This is a genomic window from Pseudomonas sp. TWR1-1-4, assembly GCF_049897165.1.
In the GTDB taxonomy this organism is placed as follows: domain Bacteria; phylum Pseudomonadota; class Gammaproteobacteria; order Pseudomonadales; family Pseudomonadaceae; genus Aquipseudomonas; species Aquipseudomonas canadensis.
This window is the reverse complement of record NZ_JAFCVS010000002.1, coordinates 38125-55739: the sequence shown is the minus strand read 5'-3', so window position 1 is coordinate 55739 and position 17615 is coordinate 38125. Positions and strand designations below refer to the sequence as shown.

17 protein-coding genes are annotated in these 17615 nt (G+C 60.9%); 11 read left to right on the top strand and 6 right to left on the bottom strand.

Going from position 1 to position 17615, the window contains the following annotated elements; genetic code table 11:
- Positions 1 to 155 precede the first annotated feature (155 nt).
- Together proP and ACP7C6_RS04900 are read left to right on the top strand one after the other, a co-directional pair.
- Positions 156 to 1658: a glycine betaine/L-proline transporter ProP gene (gene proP / locus ACP7C6_RS04905; RefSeq protein WP_038849597.1), complete on the top strand. Its 1503-nt coding sequence runs from the start codon at positions 156 to 158 to the stop codon at positions 1656 to 1658.
- A gap of 50 nt (positions 1659 to 1708) precedes the next feature.
- Positions 1709 to 2212, top strand: a complete 504-nt coding sequence (locus ACP7C6_RS04900) for a GAF domain-containing protein (protein ID WP_028616349.1) — start codon at positions 1709 to 1711, stop codon at positions 2210 to 2212.
- On the opposite strand, the gene ACP7C6_RS04895 is transcribed toward ACP7C6_RS04900, so the two are convergent.
- On the bottom strand, positions 2190 to 3110 hold the full coding sequence (locus tag ACP7C6_RS04895) for an AraC family transcriptional regulator (RefSeq protein WP_028616350.1): 921 nt from the start codon (positions 3108 to 3110) through the stop codon (positions 2190 to 2192). The two genes, ACP7C6_RS04900 and ACP7C6_RS04895, sit on opposite strands and share 23 nt — an antisense overlap.
- Positions 3111 to 3276: 166 nt before the next feature.
- Here ACP7C6_RS04895 and ACP7C6_RS04890 point away from each other — a divergent pair, with 166 nt between their 5' ends.
- The 3 genes from ACP7C6_RS04890 to ACP7C6_RS04880 are packed head-to-tail and all read left to right on the top strand — an operon-like array spanning position 3277 to position 8119.
- Entirely contained in the window at positions 3277 to 4299 is a 1023-nt protein-coding gene (locus ACP7C6_RS04890; protein WP_028616351.1) for an alpha/beta hydrolase, read from the top strand.
- A 38-nt stretch (positions 4300 to 4337) separates the two neighbouring features.
- The gene (locus ACP7C6_RS04885; protein ID WP_426108600.1) at positions 4338 to 5510 is read left to right on the top strand and encodes an MFS transporter; all 1173 of its coding nucleotides are present in this window, start codon (positions 4338 to 4340) and stop codon (positions 5508 to 5510) included.
- A 26-nt stretch (positions 5511 to 5536) separates the two neighbouring features.
- On the top strand, positions 5537 to 8119 hold the full coding sequence (locus ACP7C6_RS04880) for a bifunctional diguanylate cyclase/phosphodiesterase (RefSeq protein ID WP_426108346.1): 2583 nt from the start codon (positions 5537 to 5539) through the stop codon (positions 8117 to 8119).
- On the opposite strand, the gene ACP7C6_RS04875 is transcribed toward ACP7C6_RS04880, so the two are convergent.
- On the bottom strand, positions 8112 to 8933 hold the full coding sequence (locus tag ACP7C6_RS04875; RefSeq protein ID WP_028616353.1) for an AraC family transcriptional regulator: 822 nt from the start codon (positions 8931 to 8933) through the stop codon (positions 8112 to 8114). The two genes, ACP7C6_RS04880 and ACP7C6_RS04875, sit on opposite strands and share 8 nt — an antisense overlap.
- 98 nt (positions 8934 to 9031) lie before the next feature.
- Between ACP7C6_RS04875 and ACP7C6_RS04870 the strand changes: the two genes are divergently transcribed.
- The 3 genes from ACP7C6_RS04870 to ACP7C6_RS04860 all read left to right on the top strand — a co-directional run bounded on the left by ACP7C6_RS04870 (position 9032) and on the right by ACP7C6_RS04860 (position 12750).
- On the top strand, positions 9032 to 10243 hold the full coding sequence (locus tag ACP7C6_RS04870; RefSeq protein WP_028616354.1) for an MFS transporter: 1212 nt from the start codon (positions 9032 to 9034) through the stop codon (positions 10241 to 10243).
- A gap of 114 nt (positions 10244 to 10357) precedes the next feature.
- On the top strand, positions 10358 to 11482 hold the full coding sequence (locus ACP7C6_RS04865; protein ID WP_068932837.1) for a sensor histidine kinase: 1125 nt from the start codon (positions 10358 to 10360) through the stop codon (positions 11480 to 11482).
- Between the two features lie 101 nt (positions 11483 to 11583).
- On the top strand, positions 11584 to 12750 hold the full coding sequence (locus ACP7C6_RS04860; protein ID WP_122814586.1) for a GGDEF domain-containing protein: 1167 nt from the start codon (positions 11584 to 11586) through the stop codon (positions 12748 to 12750).
- Here the strand turns inward: ACP7C6_RS04860 and ACP7C6_RS04855 are convergent.
- Positions 12747 to 13181: an MAPEG family protein gene (locus ACP7C6_RS04855; protein ID WP_426108345.1), complete on the bottom strand. Its 435-nt coding sequence runs from the start codon at positions 13179 to 13181 to the stop codon at positions 12747 to 12749. The two genes, ACP7C6_RS04860 and ACP7C6_RS04855, sit on opposite strands and share 4 nt — an antisense overlap.
- Positions 13174 to 13479 carry a DUF2834 domain-containing protein gene (locus ACP7C6_RS04850; RefSeq protein ID WP_028616358.1) on the bottom strand — a complete coding sequence of 102 codons (306 nt, stop codon included), beginning with the start codon at positions 13477 to 13479 and terminating at the stop codon, positions 13174 to 13176. Before ACP7C6_RS04850 ends, ACP7C6_RS04855 begins: the two co-directional genes overlap by 8 nt.
- Positions 13480 to 13562: 83 nt before the next feature.
- Between ACP7C6_RS04850 and ACP7C6_RS04845 the strand changes: the two genes are divergently transcribed.
- The gene (locus tag ACP7C6_RS04845; RefSeq protein ID WP_308907498.1) at positions 13563 to 14351 is read left to right on the top strand and encodes a helix-turn-helix domain-containing protein; all 789 of its coding nucleotides are present in this window, start codon (positions 13563 to 13565) and stop codon (positions 14349 to 14351) included.
- 54 nt (positions 14352 to 14405) lie between these two features.
- The gene (locus tag ACP7C6_RS04840) at positions 14406 to 16115 is read left to right on the top strand and encodes an amidase (RefSeq protein WP_068932829.1); all 1710 of its coding nucleotides are present in this window, start codon (positions 14406 to 14408) and stop codon (positions 16113 to 16115) included.
- A gap of 117 nt (positions 16116 to 16232) precedes the next feature.
- Here the strand turns inward: ACP7C6_RS04840 and ACP7C6_RS04835 are convergent, their stop codons facing one another.
- Together ACP7C6_RS04835 and ACP7C6_RS04830 are read right to left on the bottom strand one after the other, a co-directional pair.
- Entirely contained in the window at positions 16233 to 16706 is a 474-nt protein-coding gene (locus ACP7C6_RS04835) for a RidA family protein (protein WP_426108344.1), read from the bottom strand.
- Entirely contained in the window at positions 16703 to 16921 is a 219-nt protein-coding gene (locus ACP7C6_RS04830) for a DUF6434 domain-containing protein (protein WP_426108343.1), read from the bottom strand. Before ACP7C6_RS04830 ends, ACP7C6_RS04835 begins: the two co-directional genes overlap by 4 nt.
- Positions 16922 to 17168: 247 nt before the next feature.
- On the opposite strand from ACP7C6_RS04830, the gene ACP7C6_RS04825 reads away from it, so the two are divergent.
- Complete coding sequence (locus tag ACP7C6_RS04825) at positions 17169 to 17600, top strand: nuclear transport factor 2 family protein (protein ID WP_016979456.1); 432 nt, start codon at positions 17169 to 17171, stop codon at positions 17598 to 17600.
- Positions 17601 to 17615 lie beyond the last annotated feature (15 nt).

Below are 17615 nucleotides of genomic sequence, written 5' to 3'. Positions count from 1 at the left end.
ACAGCAAGCCCGATCACCACTAAGCCTGCTCACCACAAAGAATGCAAAAAAAGCAAAATAGTGGTGAATTATTTCATGTCCGCTTGTATCTGAACTGACAGAGCGGTGCCATCGCAACGATGGCACCTCCCCTGTTCTGCTTTAGAGTGTCCCGCATGAAATTACGTAAGAAAAGCGTCAAGCCCATCGGATTGAAAGACATCACCATCGTCGACGACACCAAGGTGCGCAAGGCAATCACCGCCGCTGCCCTGGGTAACGCCATGGAATGGTTCGACTTTGGCGTCTACGGCTTCGTCGCCTATGTGCTCGGCAAAGTGTTCTTCCCCGACGCCTCACCCAGCGTACAAATGATCGCTGCACTCGGCACGTTCTCGGTGCCGTTCCTGATCCGTCCCCTGGGTGGCCTGTTCTTCGGCGCTCTGGGCGATAAATACGGACGGCAAAAGGTCCTCGCCGCGACCATCGTGATCATGTCCCTGAGCACCTTTGCCATCGGCCTGATCCCCTCCTACGCCTCCATCGGTATCTGGGCGCCGATTTTGCTGTTGCTGTGCAAAATGGCCCAGGGCTTCTCGGTGGGTGGTGAATACACCGGCGCCTCGATCTTCGTCGCCGAGTATGCCCCGGACCGCAAGCGTGGCTTCCTCGGCAGTTGGCTGGACTTCGGATCCATCGCCGGTTTCGTGCTGGGCGCGGGCGTTGTCGTGCTGATCTCAAGCATATTGGGCGAAGCTGACTTTGAGTCATGGGGCTGGCGCCTGCCGTTCTTCCTTGCCCTGCCCCTGGGCATTATCGGCCTGTACCTGCGTCATGCGCTGGAAGAGACCCCAGCCTTCCAGCAGCACATGGACAAAATGGAGCAAGGCGACCGCGAAGGCTTGACCCACGGCCCCAAAGTCTCGTTCAAGGAAGTGGCGACCAAGCACTGGCGCAGCCTGCTGACCTGCATCGGCATCGTGGCGGCGACCAACGTGACCTACTACATGTTGCTCACCTACATGCCGAGCTACCTGTCGCACAACCTGCACTACAAAGAAAACAGCGGCGTGCTGATCATCATCGCGATCATGGTCGGCATGCTGTTCGTACAGCCGTTCATTGGTTTCATCAGTGACAAGATCGGCCGCAAGCCCTTCATCATCGCCGGCAGTATCGGCCTGTTGTTCCTGTCCATCCCGGCGTTCATGTTGATCACCAGCGGCAAGATCGGCCTGATCTTCGCGGGCTTGCTGATCCTCGCCGTGATCCTCAACTTCTTCATCGGCGTGATGGCCTCGACGCTGCCCGCAATGTTCCCGACTCACCTGCGCTACAGCGCGTTGGCCAGTGCATTCAACGTGTCGGTGCTGATCGCTGGCGTGACCCCGACCGCCGTAGCCTGGTTGGTGGAAAGCACCAACGATCTGTTTATGCCTGCTTACTACCTGATGGTGTTTGCCGTGGTCGGCCTGATCACCGGCCTGACCATGAAGGAAACCGCCAACAAGCCACTGCGTGGCGCAGCGCCGGCCGCTTCGGACATGGAAGAAGCCAAGGAACTGCTGCAGGAGCATCACGACAATATCGAGCAGAAGATCGAAGACATCGATGCCGAAATTGCCGAACTGGAGGCCAAGCGCAAGAACCTGGTCGAGCAACATCCGCGTATCAACTAACACCTGAAAGCGCGTGGCGGCTCGGGCCGCCACGCTACTGGAGTATCCCCATGGTTCCAAGCGTCACCGCACCACAGTCCCTGCTCAGCGCCGATGAGCGTGCTGCCATCGCCGAAATAGAAGCCACCACCAGCATCTTGCAACTGGTCACCCGCCTGACGGGGATGCGCTTTGCCGGCATCGCCAAGTTCACCGACCTGGAATGGGTAGTCTGCTCGGTGCACGACACCGGGGACATGGGCATCCATGTCGACGATGTGCTCGATCTGGAAACCACCCTGTGCAGCGAGTTCTGCATCAACCCGCAAACCCTGTTCATCCCGCAGATCAGCCAGAACGGCCGCTTCGCAGCCCGCCCGGTGGTCAAGCAATTCGCCATTGAGAGCTATGCCGGCGCGCCGATTTTCCTGCCCGATGGCCGCCTGTTTGGCGCTCTGTGCGCGCTCGATTCAAGAGCGATGCTGTTTGAGGACCCCAACCTGCCGGAAACCCTGAACCTGTTTGCGCGGCTGATCGGGTGCATATTCTTTGCTAATTTGACGTCCGATCATTGACCTCGGTCCTGCCACGCAGCGCCGCGATATCACGTTTGGGTGGCACCCCAAACAACCGGCCGTATTCGCGACTGAACTGAGAGGGGCTTTCATAGCCCACCTTGAACGCCGCGCTGGACACGTCCTGATGCTCGTTCAACATCAAGCGCCGCGCCTCGTTAAGGCGTAGCCACTTCTGATACTGCAACGGGCTCATTGCCGTCAGTTGGCGAAAGTGATGGTGAAACGTCGCTGCGCTCATTTGCACGCGCGCGGCCAACTCGTCTACGCGCAAGGCCGCGGTGTAATTGAGCTTCAGCCAATCGATGGCCTTGGCAATCCGATACCCCTGGCCGTCGACGGAGCAGATCTGGCGCAATCGGTTCGCCTGGTCGCTTTTCAGTAGCCGGTAATGGATTTCGCGCTGAATCAACGGCGCTAGCACCGGGATGGCTTCAGGTTCATCGAGCAGCGCCACCAGGCGCGCAAACGATGCCAGCATGCCCTCGGTCACCGTGCCGATACCCACGCCCTTCAACACTGCCCGCTCCCGCGTTGGCGGAAGCTCACTCTGGGCGATCAGCTCGGCCAATATGCGCAAGTCCAGCTTCAACGTGAGCCCCAGGCACGGTTGCTCTGGGCTGGCCGCCAGCACTTCGGAGTTGGCGGGAATGTCCAGGGAGGTCACCAGGAAGCGTGACGTGTCATACGGGTAGCCCTCGCCACCGACCCACAACTGCTTTTCACCCTGGGCGACCAGCACGATGCACGGTTCCACCATGCACACGACGGGTGTTGCAGGCTGATCACGGTGATAAAAACCCAGGCCCGGAATCGGCATGGGGTAGTCACCGGGCGCGTGCACGCGCGAGCCGATGGCCTGGATCAGCGCATTCAAGGATGTTTGATGAGTGGTCATTACAGGCTCTTTCCTCTCTTCATCGGACTTTACCCCGTCGCGCCCATGGCCGTCCCCGGCAAACTACAAGACTCAGAGGATCAGGCAAGTATTCCAGTCAAACGCACTACAGAACCCTGCTCTCACTCGGGAAAATGCGCGGACCAACCTTCTCGAGGAACCCCCGATGAAAAGCCTCTTGCTCACCCTGAGTTTGCTGGTGACCTCAATGTCGACACTGGGAGCCGATATGTCCAATGGTGCTAACAACTTCTACCAAAGCGAGCGGGTGACCGTCGAAAAAGTCACCTTCAACAATCAATATGGCATGACGGTCGCAGGCAACTTGTTTGTGCCCAAGCACCTTGCCCCCTCTTCAAAAAATGCGGCAATCATCGTGGGCCACCCGATGGGCGCCGTCAAAGAACAGAGCGCGAATCTGTACGCCACCAAAATGGCCGAGCAGGGCTTTGTCACCCTTTCCTTGGACTTGTCGTTCTGGGGCGCAAGCGCTGGCGAGCCGCGCAATGCCGTGTTGCCCGATCTTTACAGTGAAGCGTTCAGCGCCGCCGTGGATTACCTCGGCACCCGCCCGATGGTCGACCGCGAGCGCATCGGCGTGATTGGCATTTGCGGCAGCGGCAGCTTTGCCATCGCAGCGGCAAAGATCGACCCGCGCCTCAAAGCCATCGCTACGGTGAGTATGTACGACATGGGCGCAGCCAACCGTAACGGCCTTAAACGCGGCGTGACCTTGGCGCAGCGCCAGCAAGTACTGCTGCAAGCCGCCAACCAGCGTTATGTAGAGTTCCAGGGTGGCAACACCGTCTACACCGGCGGCACGCCTCAGACCCTGACCGGCGATGCCGTGGGCGATGAGTTCTACGACTTCTATCGCACGCCGCGTGGTGCGTTCACCCCGGCGGGTGCCTCGCCGCAAAACACCACGCGGCCGACGCTGACCAGCAACGTTAAGTTCATGAATTTCTACCCGTTCAACGACATCGAGACGCTTTCCCCACGACCACTGCTGCTGATTGCCGGTGCCAATGCACATTCCCTTGAGTTCAGCGAGGACGCCTACCAGCGTGCTGCCGAGCCCAAGGAACTGGTGATCATCCCGGATGCCGGCCATGTGGACCTGTACGACCGAGTCGGCCTGATCCCGTTCGACAAGCTGACCAGCTTTTTCAGGAGCAACTTGAAGTGATCTCCGACACCCCGAAAAACTGGGGCGCTGTGCTCGCGATGTCCCTCGCCGCCTTTGCCCTGGTGGCGTCCGAGTTCATGCCCGTAAGCCTGCTCACGCCCCTGGCGGCCGACTTGCAGATTACCGAGGGGCAAGCCGGCCAGGGCATTTCGGTGTCTGGTCTGTTTGCGTTGCTTACCAGCCTGCTGATCGCAGGCGTAGCGGCGCGGGTCGAGCGCAAGCGCCTCTTGCTGGCCTTGACCGTGCTGATGATTGTTTCTGGCACCGTGGTGGCGCTGGCACCGAATTACCCGGTGTTCATGCTTGGCCGTGCGTTAATCGGCGTGGCCATCGGCGGCTTTTGGTCATTGTCGGCCGCCACGGCCATGCGCCTGGTGCCTGAGCCCCAGGTGCCGCGTGCGCTGGCGATCGTCAATGGTGGCAACGCTTTGGCGACGGTGATCGCCGCGCCATTGGGCAGTTTTGTCGGCGGCTTGATCGGCTGGCGCGGGGCGTTCTTTTGCGTCGTCCCCATCGCGACGTTGGCAGCGGCCTGGTTGATGATCAGCCTGCCTTCAATCAAGGCTCAAGGCGTCGCCAAAAACAGCAGCCTGCTGCACTTGATGAAGCGCACGCCGGTGGCCTTGGGCATGCTGGCGGTGAGTGTGTTTTTCATGGGCCAGTTTATGTTGTTCACCTACCTGCGGCCGTTTCTGGAGGCCGTCACCCAGGTAAGTGCGTCCGGGCTGTCGTTGATCTTGCTGGTGCTGGGATTGGCTGGTTTTGCGGGGACGTTGGTGATTGAGCGTTTCCTGAAAAAAAGCCTGTTCCTGACGCTGGGCATTATTCCGCTGGTGATGGCCGGGATTGCGCTGGCGCTGGTCATGTTTGGCAGTTCCACAGCGATAACCACGCTATTACTGGGGCTCTGGGGCCTGGTCGCCACCGCCGCCCCCGTGGGTTGGTGGACCTGGCTGTCAAAAACCCTGCCCGACGACGCCGAGACAGGGGGTGGCTTGATGGTGGCGATCATCCAACTGGCGATCGCTTCCGGCGCTATCGTGGGCGGCCTGATGTTCGACCTGAGCGGGTATCAGGCGACATTCGAGTTGAGTGCTGCGGTGCTGAGCGTCGCGGCCCTATTGACGTGGTTGGCAACGCGCGCCAGCAGCCACCCTCCCCGGCGGTCTAAATGTTTTGCCAGAGCTGCCGATAGCAAGGGATACCCCTGACAAGCAGCGACGCCCTGCGGGAAACTATGCCGAACGCTCTCGCCCCTATCGTCCGCTCGCTTTCCGATCGCACCAGTCTGTCGCTGGCGCGCACCTCACTCTTCAGGTTCATGGCCTTGCTGGCTGTGGTGTTTGCCGCCGCGGCCTACTCGTTGGTCTATCTGGCCCATGAACTGGACCGCTCCGAGCAGGCTGAAAGTGCGTTCTATACCCGCAAAGCCGTGCAGTCGCTGGAAAAGTCCCTGCGGGTGACGGTCAAGGACTACGCCTTCTGGAGTGACGCCTACAAGCATTTGCATATGACGGTAGACGCTGATTGGGCCTTTATCCGGGGCAACATCGGCGCCACACTGTTCGATGATTTCGGCTTTCAAGGCCTGTTCGTGGTCGACGACGCCAACCGCACGGTGTATGCCGTCGTTGACGGCCAGTTACAGACCGTCGAACTCAACCAGTGGCTCGGTGGGCCCATCACCGAGATTCTTGAGCAGGCTCGCGCGGGCGCAGACAATGAGACACCCGCCACGGCCTTTATCAACGTGCACGGCAGCCCTGCACTGGTAGCTGCCGCCGCCATCACCCCCGGTACCGACCCCACGGTATTTCCCGACGGCCGGACAGCGTCGGTGCTGATCTTTATCGATATCCTCGACAGCGCCAAACTGGCGGTGATCGGCGATGAATTCGGCGTGGACAAACTGCACGTCGCCACCGCCGATGAAATCGGCAAGACCTTGCTCTTCCCCCTCGGCGACAACGGCTCGGCCGGCAGCCTCCACTGGGAGCCGGCTCGTCCCGGCTTGCGCCTGATGGGCGTAGGCCTGCCGCTGCTGGGCCTGGCTGCGCTGCTGGTGTGCGTGATGACCTGGGTCATTTCGCGGCGCACCACCGCCGCCGCACTCGCCCTGGACGCCAGTCATTCATCGCTGCAGAACAGTCAGAACGCCCTGGCCACCAGCGAAGCCCGCTTTCGCGATGTGGTGGAAGCCAGTTCCGATTGGGTATGGGAAATCGACGCCGGCTGGCGCTTTACCTACCTGTCGGAACGCTTTGAAGGCGTGACCGGGCTGGTGCGCAACGCTTGGATCGGCGCCACAATGAACGATTTGCTGGAGACCGAAAGCGGCCTGCTCTCCCAGTGGCTCAGCGCCCCCGAACGTCGCCCGGATATCAGCGTGCAGTGTCGTTACGTCGATGCATTGGGGCTGGAACGCAGCACTCGACTGTCCGCACGGCAGATGCCATGTGGCGGGTTTCGCGGAACGGCCACCGATGTAACGGAAGAAGTCGAGGCCCGTCGACGCATCGAGTTCCTGTCCCAGCATGACGCCCTCACCGGGCTGCCCAATCGCACGCGCCTGCAGGCGTTTCTGGAGGGCAAGTTCAAGGCCTTGTCGTCGTTGGAGCAGCCGTTGGTCATGCTCAGCCTGGACCTCGACCGGTTCAAACCGGTCAACGACTTGCTTGGGCACGCTGCCGGTGATCGGGTGCTCAACGAAGTGTCGGCCCGCCTGGCGGACTGTGTTCGCCATGGGGATCTGGTCGCGCGAATCGGCGGTGATGAATTTGTACTGATCCTGACCGATGCAGGCACTCAAGACGAAGTCGAAGCCCTGTGCAAGCGCTTGATCGAATCCATCGAGCGTACGATCAGAATCGACGAGCAGGAGGTGTTTGTCAGCGCCAGCATCGGAATCGCCATCGCCCCCACCGATACCCGTGAAGCCACGGAACTTCTGCGCTACGCCGACATTGCCTTGTACGAAGCAAAGGCTGCGGGGCGCAATACCTGGCGGTTCTACTCCGGCGACATGAACGCGCGGATTATCGAACGCCGCCGCTTGGAGAGCGACCTGCGCTATGCGATCAAACACGGCGAGCTGCGCCTGCATTTCCAGCCGCGCTATCGCATCGCCGACGGGCAAATGGTCGGCGCCGAAGCCCTGGTGCGCTGGCAACATCCCGTGCGTGGTCTGATCGCGCCTGACACCTTCATCCCGATTGCCGAGGAGTCCGGGCTGATCCTGGCGTTGAGCGACTGGGTACTCGAAACCGCCTGCGCGCGTGCCGCCCAATGGCCAGAGCATCTGTTTGTGTCGGTGAACCTGTCACCCACCGAATTCAAGCGCGGCAACCTGGTCGAGCGCGCACGCCAGGCATTGGCGACGTCGGGTATCAACCCGGCACGGGTGGAACTGGAAATCACCGAAAGCGTCATGCTCGATGATACCGACGGTGCACTTGAGGTCATGCATACGCTAAAGCACTTGGGCCTGCGTATCGCCATGGATGACTTCGGCACCGGTTACTCATCCCTGAGCTACCTGCGGGCGTTCCCATTCGATGGTTTGAAGATCGACCGCAGCTTCCTGACCCGCCTGGAAGAAAGCGACGATGACAAGGCGATCATCCAGGCGATTGTCGGCCTGGGCCGGGCCCTGGCACTGACGGTGACAGCCGAAGGCATCGAAACCGCCGAGCACTTGGCATTACTCAAGAGCGTGGCCTGTGAGGAGGGCCAAGGCTATTTCCTCAGCCGACCGCTGGACATTGAGGCGTTCAACGGTCTGTTGGACCTGCACGCCAACCTCACGCAGGCGCCTACCTGAAGAAATGACTCGGCGTCTTGCCGAACTGTTTCTTGAACATGCTGGTAAAAGCGCTCGGACTTTCGTAACCCAGTTCCAGGGCGATATCGATCACCTTCTCCCCCACCGCAATCCTCTCCAATGCCAGCAGCAGCCGCGCCTGCTGGCGCCACTGGCCGAAGGTCATGCCGGTTTCCTTGCGGAACAGGCGCTGGATGGTTTTCTGATCCAGGTTCAGGCGCTCACTCCAGTGGGCGACCGTGGAGGCGTCGCCGGGCTCTTCCTGCAACGCGAGGCAAATGCGCTGCAGGCGCGGGTCGGCGGGCTGCGGCAAGGACAGTGGCAAGGCCGGCAGGATGGCGAGCTCGTCGAGGATCAGGTGCATGATCCGCGCATCCCGCGAGTCCTCGGCATACGGCGGTTTCAGGCTCACCGAGGCCTTGATCAGTTCACTCAGCAGCGGTGAGATACTCACCGTCTTCGGCTCGCCGGGCATGTTCGGGAAACGATCCGGGCGCACAAACACGCTGCGCATTTTCAGGGTGCCCACGCAACGCAGGGAATGCACCTGCCCGGCGGGCATCCAGATCCCGCGATTGGGCGGCACAGTCCATTGGTTGAGCGCCGAGTACACCACCATCACGCCTTCGATGGCGTAGAGCAGTTGGTGCTTCTCGTGGCTGTGGTCGGGGATCACCCAGTTTTCCGGATAATCCGTGGCGGAACTGATGACCGCCCAGGCGCCTTCGTTGATTTCCTGGAGGAATTCGTTCAGTGGTTTGATGATTTCGCCCTTTTTGCGATGGTTGTCGCCCGAATTACGCGAGACAGGCATTCCTGACGAATCTAGCATGAACGCCGAATCATTTTGTAATGGATGGCGACCTTAAGAAGTTGCCGCCTCTGATTAGCTGCCTTGTATGGAATGCCTGCATGTCGACCCTCACCGCGTCACCCGCCGCTGCAACCACCACACCCCAAGCCAGCCCTTTGGTCATGCGTGTTCTCGGCGCCTGCGCCCTGGCGCATTTGATCAATGACCTGATCCAGGCTGTGCTGCCGTCGATCTACCCAATGCTCAAGGCCAACTACGGCCTGTCGTTTACCCAGGTGGGCCTGATCACCCTGACGTTCCAGCTGACCGCATCCCTGCTGCAGCCGTGGATCGGCTACCACACCGATCGCCACCCGAAACCCTGGCTGCTGCCGGCGGGCATGGTCTGCACCTTGATCGGCATTCTGATGCTGGCGTTTGTCGGCACGTTCCCGGCGATTCTGCTTGCAGCAGGCCTGGTGGGCGTCGGCTCGTCGACCTTCCACCCGGAAACCTCCCGCGTTGCGCGCCTGGCGTCCGGCGGTCGCTACGGCCTGGCGCAGTCGACGTTCCAGGTCGGTGGCAACACCGGCAGTGCTTTCGGCCCGTTGCTGGCGGCCGCGATCATCATTCCTTACGGCCAGGGCAATATCGCCTGGTTCGGGTTGTTTGCAGTGTTCGCCATCTTGGTGCTTTACGGTTTGAGCCGCTGGTACCGCAACCACCTCAACCTGTTCAAGCTCAAGCAAGGCGGCAAAGCGACCCACGGCTTGTCCAAGGGCCGCGTGACCTTCGCCCTGGTGGTGCTGGCCGTGCTGGTGTTCTCCAAATACTGGTACATGACCAGCCTGACCAGCTACTTCACGTTCTACCTGATCGAAAAATTCCAGCTGTCGGTCGCAAGCTCCCAAATGTACCTGTTCCTGTTCCTCGGCGCCGTGGCCGTCGGCACCTTCGCCGGCGGCCCGATCGGCGACAAGATCGGGCGCAAGAAAGTCATCTGGTTCTCCATCCTCGGCGCCGCGCCGTTCACCCTGGCCCTGCCCTACGTCGACCTGTTCTGGACGGCGGTGTTGAGCGTGGTGATCGGGTTCATCATCGCGTCGGCCTTCTCGGCCATCGTGGTGTATGCCCAGGAACTGGTGCCGGGTAACGTGGGCATGATCGCCGGGATCTTCTTCGGCCTGATGTTCGGGTTTAGCGGGATTGGCGCAGCCTTGCTCGGTTTGCTCGCTGATACCCACGGTATCGAGTACGTCTACAAGCTGTGTTCGTTCCTGCCGCTGGTGGGCATTCTGACGGTCTTGTTACCCTCCACCAAAGGCATTTGATCGCGCCTACGCCCACGACTGACGCAGGCAAGGACGCCTGCGTATAGCCATTCCGTGCTTAAATCCTTGTTTGGCAGTTTCCCGTGAGCTTCTGCCCATCCAAGGACCTCCCGTATGCGCCTGCCTGACTTCATTCTCGCGAACCTCGAGCCGATCCTTCAGGCGTGGGAAGACTTTGCCCGCACCATCCAGACACCTGGGGCCGACCTCGACCGTGGAGGCTTGCGCGATCATGCCGAGCAGATGCTTCGCGCCATCGTGAGTGACCTGCGCACCACCCAGACCGTGCAGGAGCAAACTGACAAGGCGCAAGGGCTGGCGCCGCAGAATGACGAAGAAAGCCCGGCTGAAACCCACGCGGTGACACGCTTGATGGCGGGTTTCTCCATCGACCAGATGGTGTCTGAATACCGCGCGTTGCGCACCAGCGTGCTCAGCCAGTGGCTTGATCAGGTCAAACACGGTACGGCGCTGGAAGTCGACGACATGAACCGCTTCCATGAAGCCATCGACCAGGCACTGGCAGAATCCATCGCCAGTTACTCACGTGCCGTAGAAGCGTCGCGCAATGTTTTCCTGGGCATCCTCGGCCACGACCTGCGCACGCCGTTGGGCGCGATTCTGCTGGGCGCCGACATGCTCCGGCGCTCGCCGACTGTGGACGAGCGCGGCAGCCGTGTGGCCACGCAGATCTATACCAGTGTGCAACGTGCCAGCCAGATCGTCGGTGATCTGCTGGATTTGACACGTTGTCAGATGGGGCCAGGCATTCCGGTCAAGCGTACTGAGGTCGATCTTGCACCGATCTGTGAACGCATTGTCGAGGAGATCCGAGCCTTTCACCCGGCTTCGAACATCGTCTTCGAAGCAAAAGCCCAGGCGACTGGCAGCTTTGATGGCCCGCGCATGGAGCAGGTATTTTCCAACATCATCAGTAATGCCGTGCAACACGGCGATGCACAGTTACCCATCACAGTCGAGTTGGCGACTCGCGCAGAGACGGTGGTGTTCACTGTGCGCAACGGTGGCAACCCCATTTCTGCCGATGTCCTGCCGTTCATCTTCAATCCCATGGGGCGCTTTTCCCAACGGTCGGTCATTGAACACGGCCCAGCGGAAGGTCTTGGATTGGGCTTGTTCATCGCCTCTGAAATTGTCACCTCCCATCAAGGTTTAATTGAGGTCGAGTCAGATCTGGCGTCGGGAACGGTGTTCCGCGCGACGTTGCCAGTGCGTTAAATTGAATGCGTTGATAGCCGTTCGCCAGTAAGCCTCCGAAAACCTCGCGCGAACGCTTACAATCGCGGTTTTCAACGCAACCCTGGCAGACCCGGCAGCACATGACGCTCGACCCTCCTACGATTTTGGCACTCACCGTTGCCCTGGCAGCCGCTGCCGCCCTGTACCTGGCCGTTGAATGGCGCAGCGTGCGCGAACCTTCGCTGCTGTGCTGGAGCGCCGGTTTTGCCACCATCAGCATCGGCTCCACCCTCGCCCTGCTGCGCATCAACGGCTATTTGATGATCGGCATCTGGTTCGCCAACGGCTTGCTGGTGACCGCGCATTTCCTGTTCTTGCTCGGTGTGGCGCGATTCACGCAAACACGCTTGTCGCCCGTGTGGCTGCTGATGCTGGTGGCCTGGTTTTGCATGCTGATGCTGCCGAGTGATCCTTCATGGTCTAAAGCCATGCTAGCGGTACAGTCGCTGTTGGTGGCGTTGCCGACCCTGCGCGCCAGCTTTTTACTGCGGCCCCATGGCAAATCCCTGAGCATCGGCGCCGTGCAACTACGCTATGTGCTGTTGATCCACGGCGCGTTTTATGTGGTCAAGGCGCTGTCGGTGCTGATCCCCGGCACCTTGATCGACCTCGCCGCGTTCAAGGGCGAGATCATCCAGATTTCCCTGGTGGAAGGCGCCATGGCGATCATGCTGATCGCGTTGTCGATGACCGGCTCCGAACGCTACCGACGCGAACAACAGATTGCCCGCCTCGCCGCCCGCGACCCACTGACCGCCCTGTACAACCGCCGCGCCCTCGACCTGCGCGCACCGCGCCTGCTGGCCCAGGTCTCGCCGGCGCAACCCGGCGCGTTACTGCTGATCGACATCGACAACTTCAAGTCGGTCAACGACCTCTACGGCCACACCGCCGGCGACCGTTTGCTGATCGCCTTGAGCGAGATGATTCGCAGCGTGGTGCCCCAAGGAGCATTGGCCGCACGCCTGGGCGGGGATGAGTTCGTGATCCTGCTGAACCCGGCGTCCACCGAGCAGATCGTCGAACTGGGCAGCAGCCTGCGCGACCAGTTCCAAAAGCTGGCCGCGCAGACCTTCACCACGCCGGCGCCGGTAACCCTGAGCATCGGCGCCAACCTGTTCGACCAGCCGCCACCGAGCCTCACGGCGTTGATCGAGCAAGGCGACACCACGCTGTATGAAACCAAGCGTGGCGGGCGCGATAGTATCCGGTTGGTGGATAGAACGGGAACCGCACCCTATGGTTAAGTGGAAATCACCATCAGCCTGGCAACCACAGTGGCGCCCTGCCCGAGCAGGCAGATTGCGCCCAGCCCATACGCGAGCGTCCGCCAGGGCTGGCACCCCACCAGATACATCACCGTATGCGCAACCCGTGCAAGGGTAAAACAGACAAATAACCCTGCCGTCACAGCGCCGCTCGCCCCCAACGCAATACACAGCCCGCCCAACACGAAAAACAGTGGAATATTCTCCAAGTCGTTCGCCCAGGCCTTGGTCGCCCTCATCACTTGCGGCAGTTCCGCTGAATGCGCAGCACGCTTGAAGAACGCTGCATCCTCCAGGTTGGTAAACGCCTGGTGCCGTATCCGAAAGATCCCCTGATAACAGGAAATCGCAAACATCTTCAGGCACAGCACCAGCACACAGAGTGCGTAGACGTGCAAAAGCTCATTCATCACGGCCCCCGTACACCACCAGATAAAGCAACGGCCCCACCGACACAAACACTGCCGTCAGCACAAAATACGGCAGCAACGAAACCACCGAGCGCCCGCGACGTCGTGCGTCCTGGTACATCCATACACACGCCAGCACCGCCATCAAATACAGGTCGATCACCACCTGCGCGGTGTCCGGCCGTGACATCAGTTCACGGCCAAAGGCCCACAGCGACTGTTCGGCTGTCAGCATCGTCGCCAGGGTGTAGAACGAAAATCCCAGCAAACCGGCCAGGGCGATAAAGCGACTGCTCATGGTCTCTTCCTTGAAGTGATGGAAGCCCACGTTAGTGATAAGGTTCGGACCCTCGCAATGACCTCGGAGGTCATGATTCCGCCATGGACAACCTTGTTACTGCCGGCGAACAGCTGCGCCAATTGCGCCGGCACGCCAAGCTGAGCCAACTCGACCTGGCCCTGATCACCGGCATTTCCCAGCGTCACCTCAGTTGCATCGAGACCGGTCGCGCCAAACCAGGCACCGCCACATTGCATAATCTGTTGACGGCACTGGAGGCACCGCTGGAGCAGTGCAACCGCGTATTCCTCGCCGCCGGCTATGCACCGCGCTACACCGCCACCCCGCTCGCCTCGCCGGCCATGGCAGCAATCCGCGAAGCCGTCAGCCATGTGCTGCACGCCAACAATCCGGCCCCTGCCATCCTGTTGGGCAGCCAGTGGGAAGTGCTGGCGGCGAATGCCAGTACCGGCCTGCTGTTTGAATTAGTGGGCATCCGGGCGGATGCCGCTGAGGGCGTGAACTTGCTGTCGACGCTGCTGCAGCCGGGCGGCCTGGGCGATCACCTGATCAATGCCAAGGAGATCCGCGCGCTGGCCTGGCAGCGCGCCACCCGTGAAGCGCTGGGCAATCCCGAACTGGCCGCATTACTGGCGAGTTTGCCGACACCGGCCAACACCGAACTGCCCGCGCACATGCCGCCGCTGGTACTGACCCGCGTGCGCTCACGCCAGGGTGAACTGAGTTTTTTGTCCACCTTCACCACGTTTGGCATGCCCCAGGACATTACCCTCACCTCCCTGCGGATCGAACATCTGATTCCCGCTGACGAGGCCACCTGGCAGGTGATGCGTGGCGCCTATGCGGAGTATGCGGCGCTGGTTTTGTGAAATATCTGTACGTAGACTGCCGCCATACCCCCACTTGAAGGCGGCGAAAAAAACGTGATGCAAGTTACCGAAGTCTCCATTGCCCAATTGCGCGCTGCGCTTGAATCCGGCCAGACCACGGCCGTTGAACTGGTCAAGGCCTACCTGGCGCGGATCGAGGCCTATGACGGCCCGCAGACCGCCACCGCCTTGAACGCCGTGGTGGTGCGCAACCCCGACGCCCTGAAAGAAGCCGAGGCGTCCGATGCACGCCGGGCCAAAGGCGAAATCTTGGGGCCCTTGGATGGCATTCCCTACACCGCCAAAGACAGCTACCTGGTCAAGGGCCTGACCGCCGCCTCCGGCAGCCCGGCGTTTGCCCGCCTGGTCGCCCAGCGTGATGCATTCACCATCGAACGCCTGCGCGGCGGCGGCGCCATCTGCCTGGGCAAGACCAACATGCCGCCGATGGCCAATGGCGGCATGCAGCGTGGTGTGTATGGCCGGGCGGAAAGCCCGTATAACGCCGACTACCTGACGGCGCCGTTTGCCTCCGGTTCGTCCAACGGCGCCGGCACCGCGACGGCGGCCAGTTTTGCCGCGTTTGGCGTGGCCGAAGAAACCTGGTCCAGCGGACGCGGCCCGGCGTCCAACAATGGCCTGTGCGCCTACACCCCGTCCCGTGGCGTGATTTCGGTGCGCGGCAACTGGCCGCTCACACCGACCATGGACGTGGTCGTGCCTTACGCCCGCACCATGGCTGACCTGTTGGAAGTGCTCGATGTGGTGGTGGCCGAAGACCCGGACACCCGTGGCGACCTGTGGCGTTTGCAGCCGTGGGTGCCGATCCCGAGCGTCGCCTCGGTGCGCCCGGCGTCCTACGCTGAACTGGCCGTGAGTTGCGAATCCCTCGCCGGCAAACGCTTTGGTGTGCCGCGCATGTACATCAACGCCGACCCTGACGCAGGCACCAGTGAAAAACCCGGCATCGGCGGTCCTACCGGGCAGAAGATCAACACCCGCGCCAGCGTGATCGACCTGTGGAACGACGCGCGCCAGGCGCTGGTTGCGGCCGGTGCCGAAGTCATCGACGTGGACTTCCCGCTGGTGTCCAACTGCGAAGGCGACCGCCCTGGCGCACCCACCGTGTTCACCCGTGGACTGGTCTCCAAGGAGTTCCTGCACGATGAACTGTGGGAACTGTCGGCCTGGGCCTTTGATGACTTCCTGCGTGCCAACAATGACCCGGCCCTCAACCGCCTGGCGGATGTGGACGGCCCGAAAATCTTCCCCCACGACCCCGGCACCTTGCCCAACCGTGAGGACGATTTGGCCGCCGGCATGGACGAATACGTGCGCATGGCCGAACGCGGCATCACCCCGTGGAACGAGATCAGCACGGTCCCCGATGGCCTGCGCGGTTTGGAACAGACCCGCCGCATCGACCTGGAAGACTGGATGGACACGCTCGGGCTCGACGCCGTGCTGTTCCCGACCGTGGCTGACGTAGGCCCGGCGGATGCTGACGTGAATGAAGCGTCGGCTGACATCGCCTGGAGCAACGGCGTGTGGGTCGCCAACGGCAACCTCGCGATTCGCCACCTCGGCGTGCCGACCGTCACCGTGCCGATGGGCGTGATGGCGGATATCGGCATGCCAGTGGGGCTGACGTTTGCCGGACGGGCATATGACGATTCGGCGTTGCTGCGGTTTGCTTCGGCGTACGAGTCAACCGGCAGCAAACGCCTGATTCCACCGCGCACACCCCCGCTGGCAACTGACTAAACACCCTCCCTGTAGGAGCCGGCTTGCCGGCGATAGCGGTCTAACTGTGATGGTTGCGCAGCCTGGACCAACGCCATCGCCGGCAAGCCGGGTCCTACAGTTGAATCGCGTGTCACATCAAGCGCTGTGGGCGACGGCAATCATATCGATCTCCACTGCCGCCGACTTCGGCAGTTGCATCACCCCCACCGACGTACGCGTATGCACCCCGGCGCTGCCAAGGATCTCGTGCAACAGATCCGAGGCGCCGTTGGCCACTTCACTCTGCTGGTCAAAATCTTCGGCACTGCGCACATACACGGTGATGCGCAGGATTGCCTTGACCTGGTCCAGCGAACCCAAGGCCTGCTTGAGCAAACCCAGGCAGCGCAATGCACTGATACCGGCGGCGATTTGCGCCTGCGCCAAGGTCAAGGTGCCTCCGACCTTGCCCGGCAGCACGATGGCATCGCCGACCCGGGGAATCTGGCCGCTGATGTACAGGTGGTTGGCGTCCCGGACCAGTGGCGTGTAGTTGCCACCGACTTTGAATTCATCCAACTGATAGCCGAGGCGTTGCTGGGCGGCCTGGTATTTTTCGTCGGGTGTCATGGGCGTGAATCCTCGTTTCGGCGTTGCCACTCATCCACCATGTCGCCCAGGGTCTTGGGCACCTCGTTGCGAATCCAGGCCATGAACGGCCGGTCGAATTTAAACCCTGGGCCGCAGTGTTCACGCATGAAGCGGCGGACGTTTTGAGTGTTTTTGTAGTGTGGGGTTACCGGAGTGGCGCGGGTGAGCGTGTCGCTGTGCCAGTCAAAATCCATTTTGTCTCTCGGGCAGTGTCAGGTTTCGGCAGTAGCATAGCGATGTGCTACTTGCACAGGAAGCGAGGCATGATTAGATCAGCGTGTTGGGACATCGTATAAGTTTGCGTGTGTTTTATATCGCCTTAAAGCCTAATCTTTTCAAGATATTTCGAAATTTCACTTTCCTTGCCCACCCGAAATATTGCATGGTTGTACGACGACCTAAGCTGTCGTGCCAGCCCCCAACAACAATAAGGAAACACCCATGCAAAACGTCAAAGTGCTGATCGGATTTCTCTGCCTGTTCACCGGTTATGTCGCAGCCGCGCCTGCCCCTGCCGAAAAGGATGTGGCACAAGCGGTCGACCAACTGACCCAAGCCATGCTGCACCTGGACCTCAAGCAACTTCACGCGTTGACGGCCGACAAACTCACCTACGGCCACTCCAGCGGCAAGGTGCAGAACAAAGACCAATTCATCGCTGACCTGGAAACCCATACCAGCGCCTTCAAGACCCTGGAAATGCAGAACCAGACCATCACCCTGCAAGGCGATACCGCGCTGGTACGCAACCACTTCCATGCCCTGGCCGTGAACAGCGGCGTTGAAGTGCCTACCGACATCGACAACTTCCAGGTCTGGCAGAAACAGAAAGGCAAATGGTTGCTGATCGGGCGCCAGGCTTACAAGTACTGATGTCCAGCGGTGAGC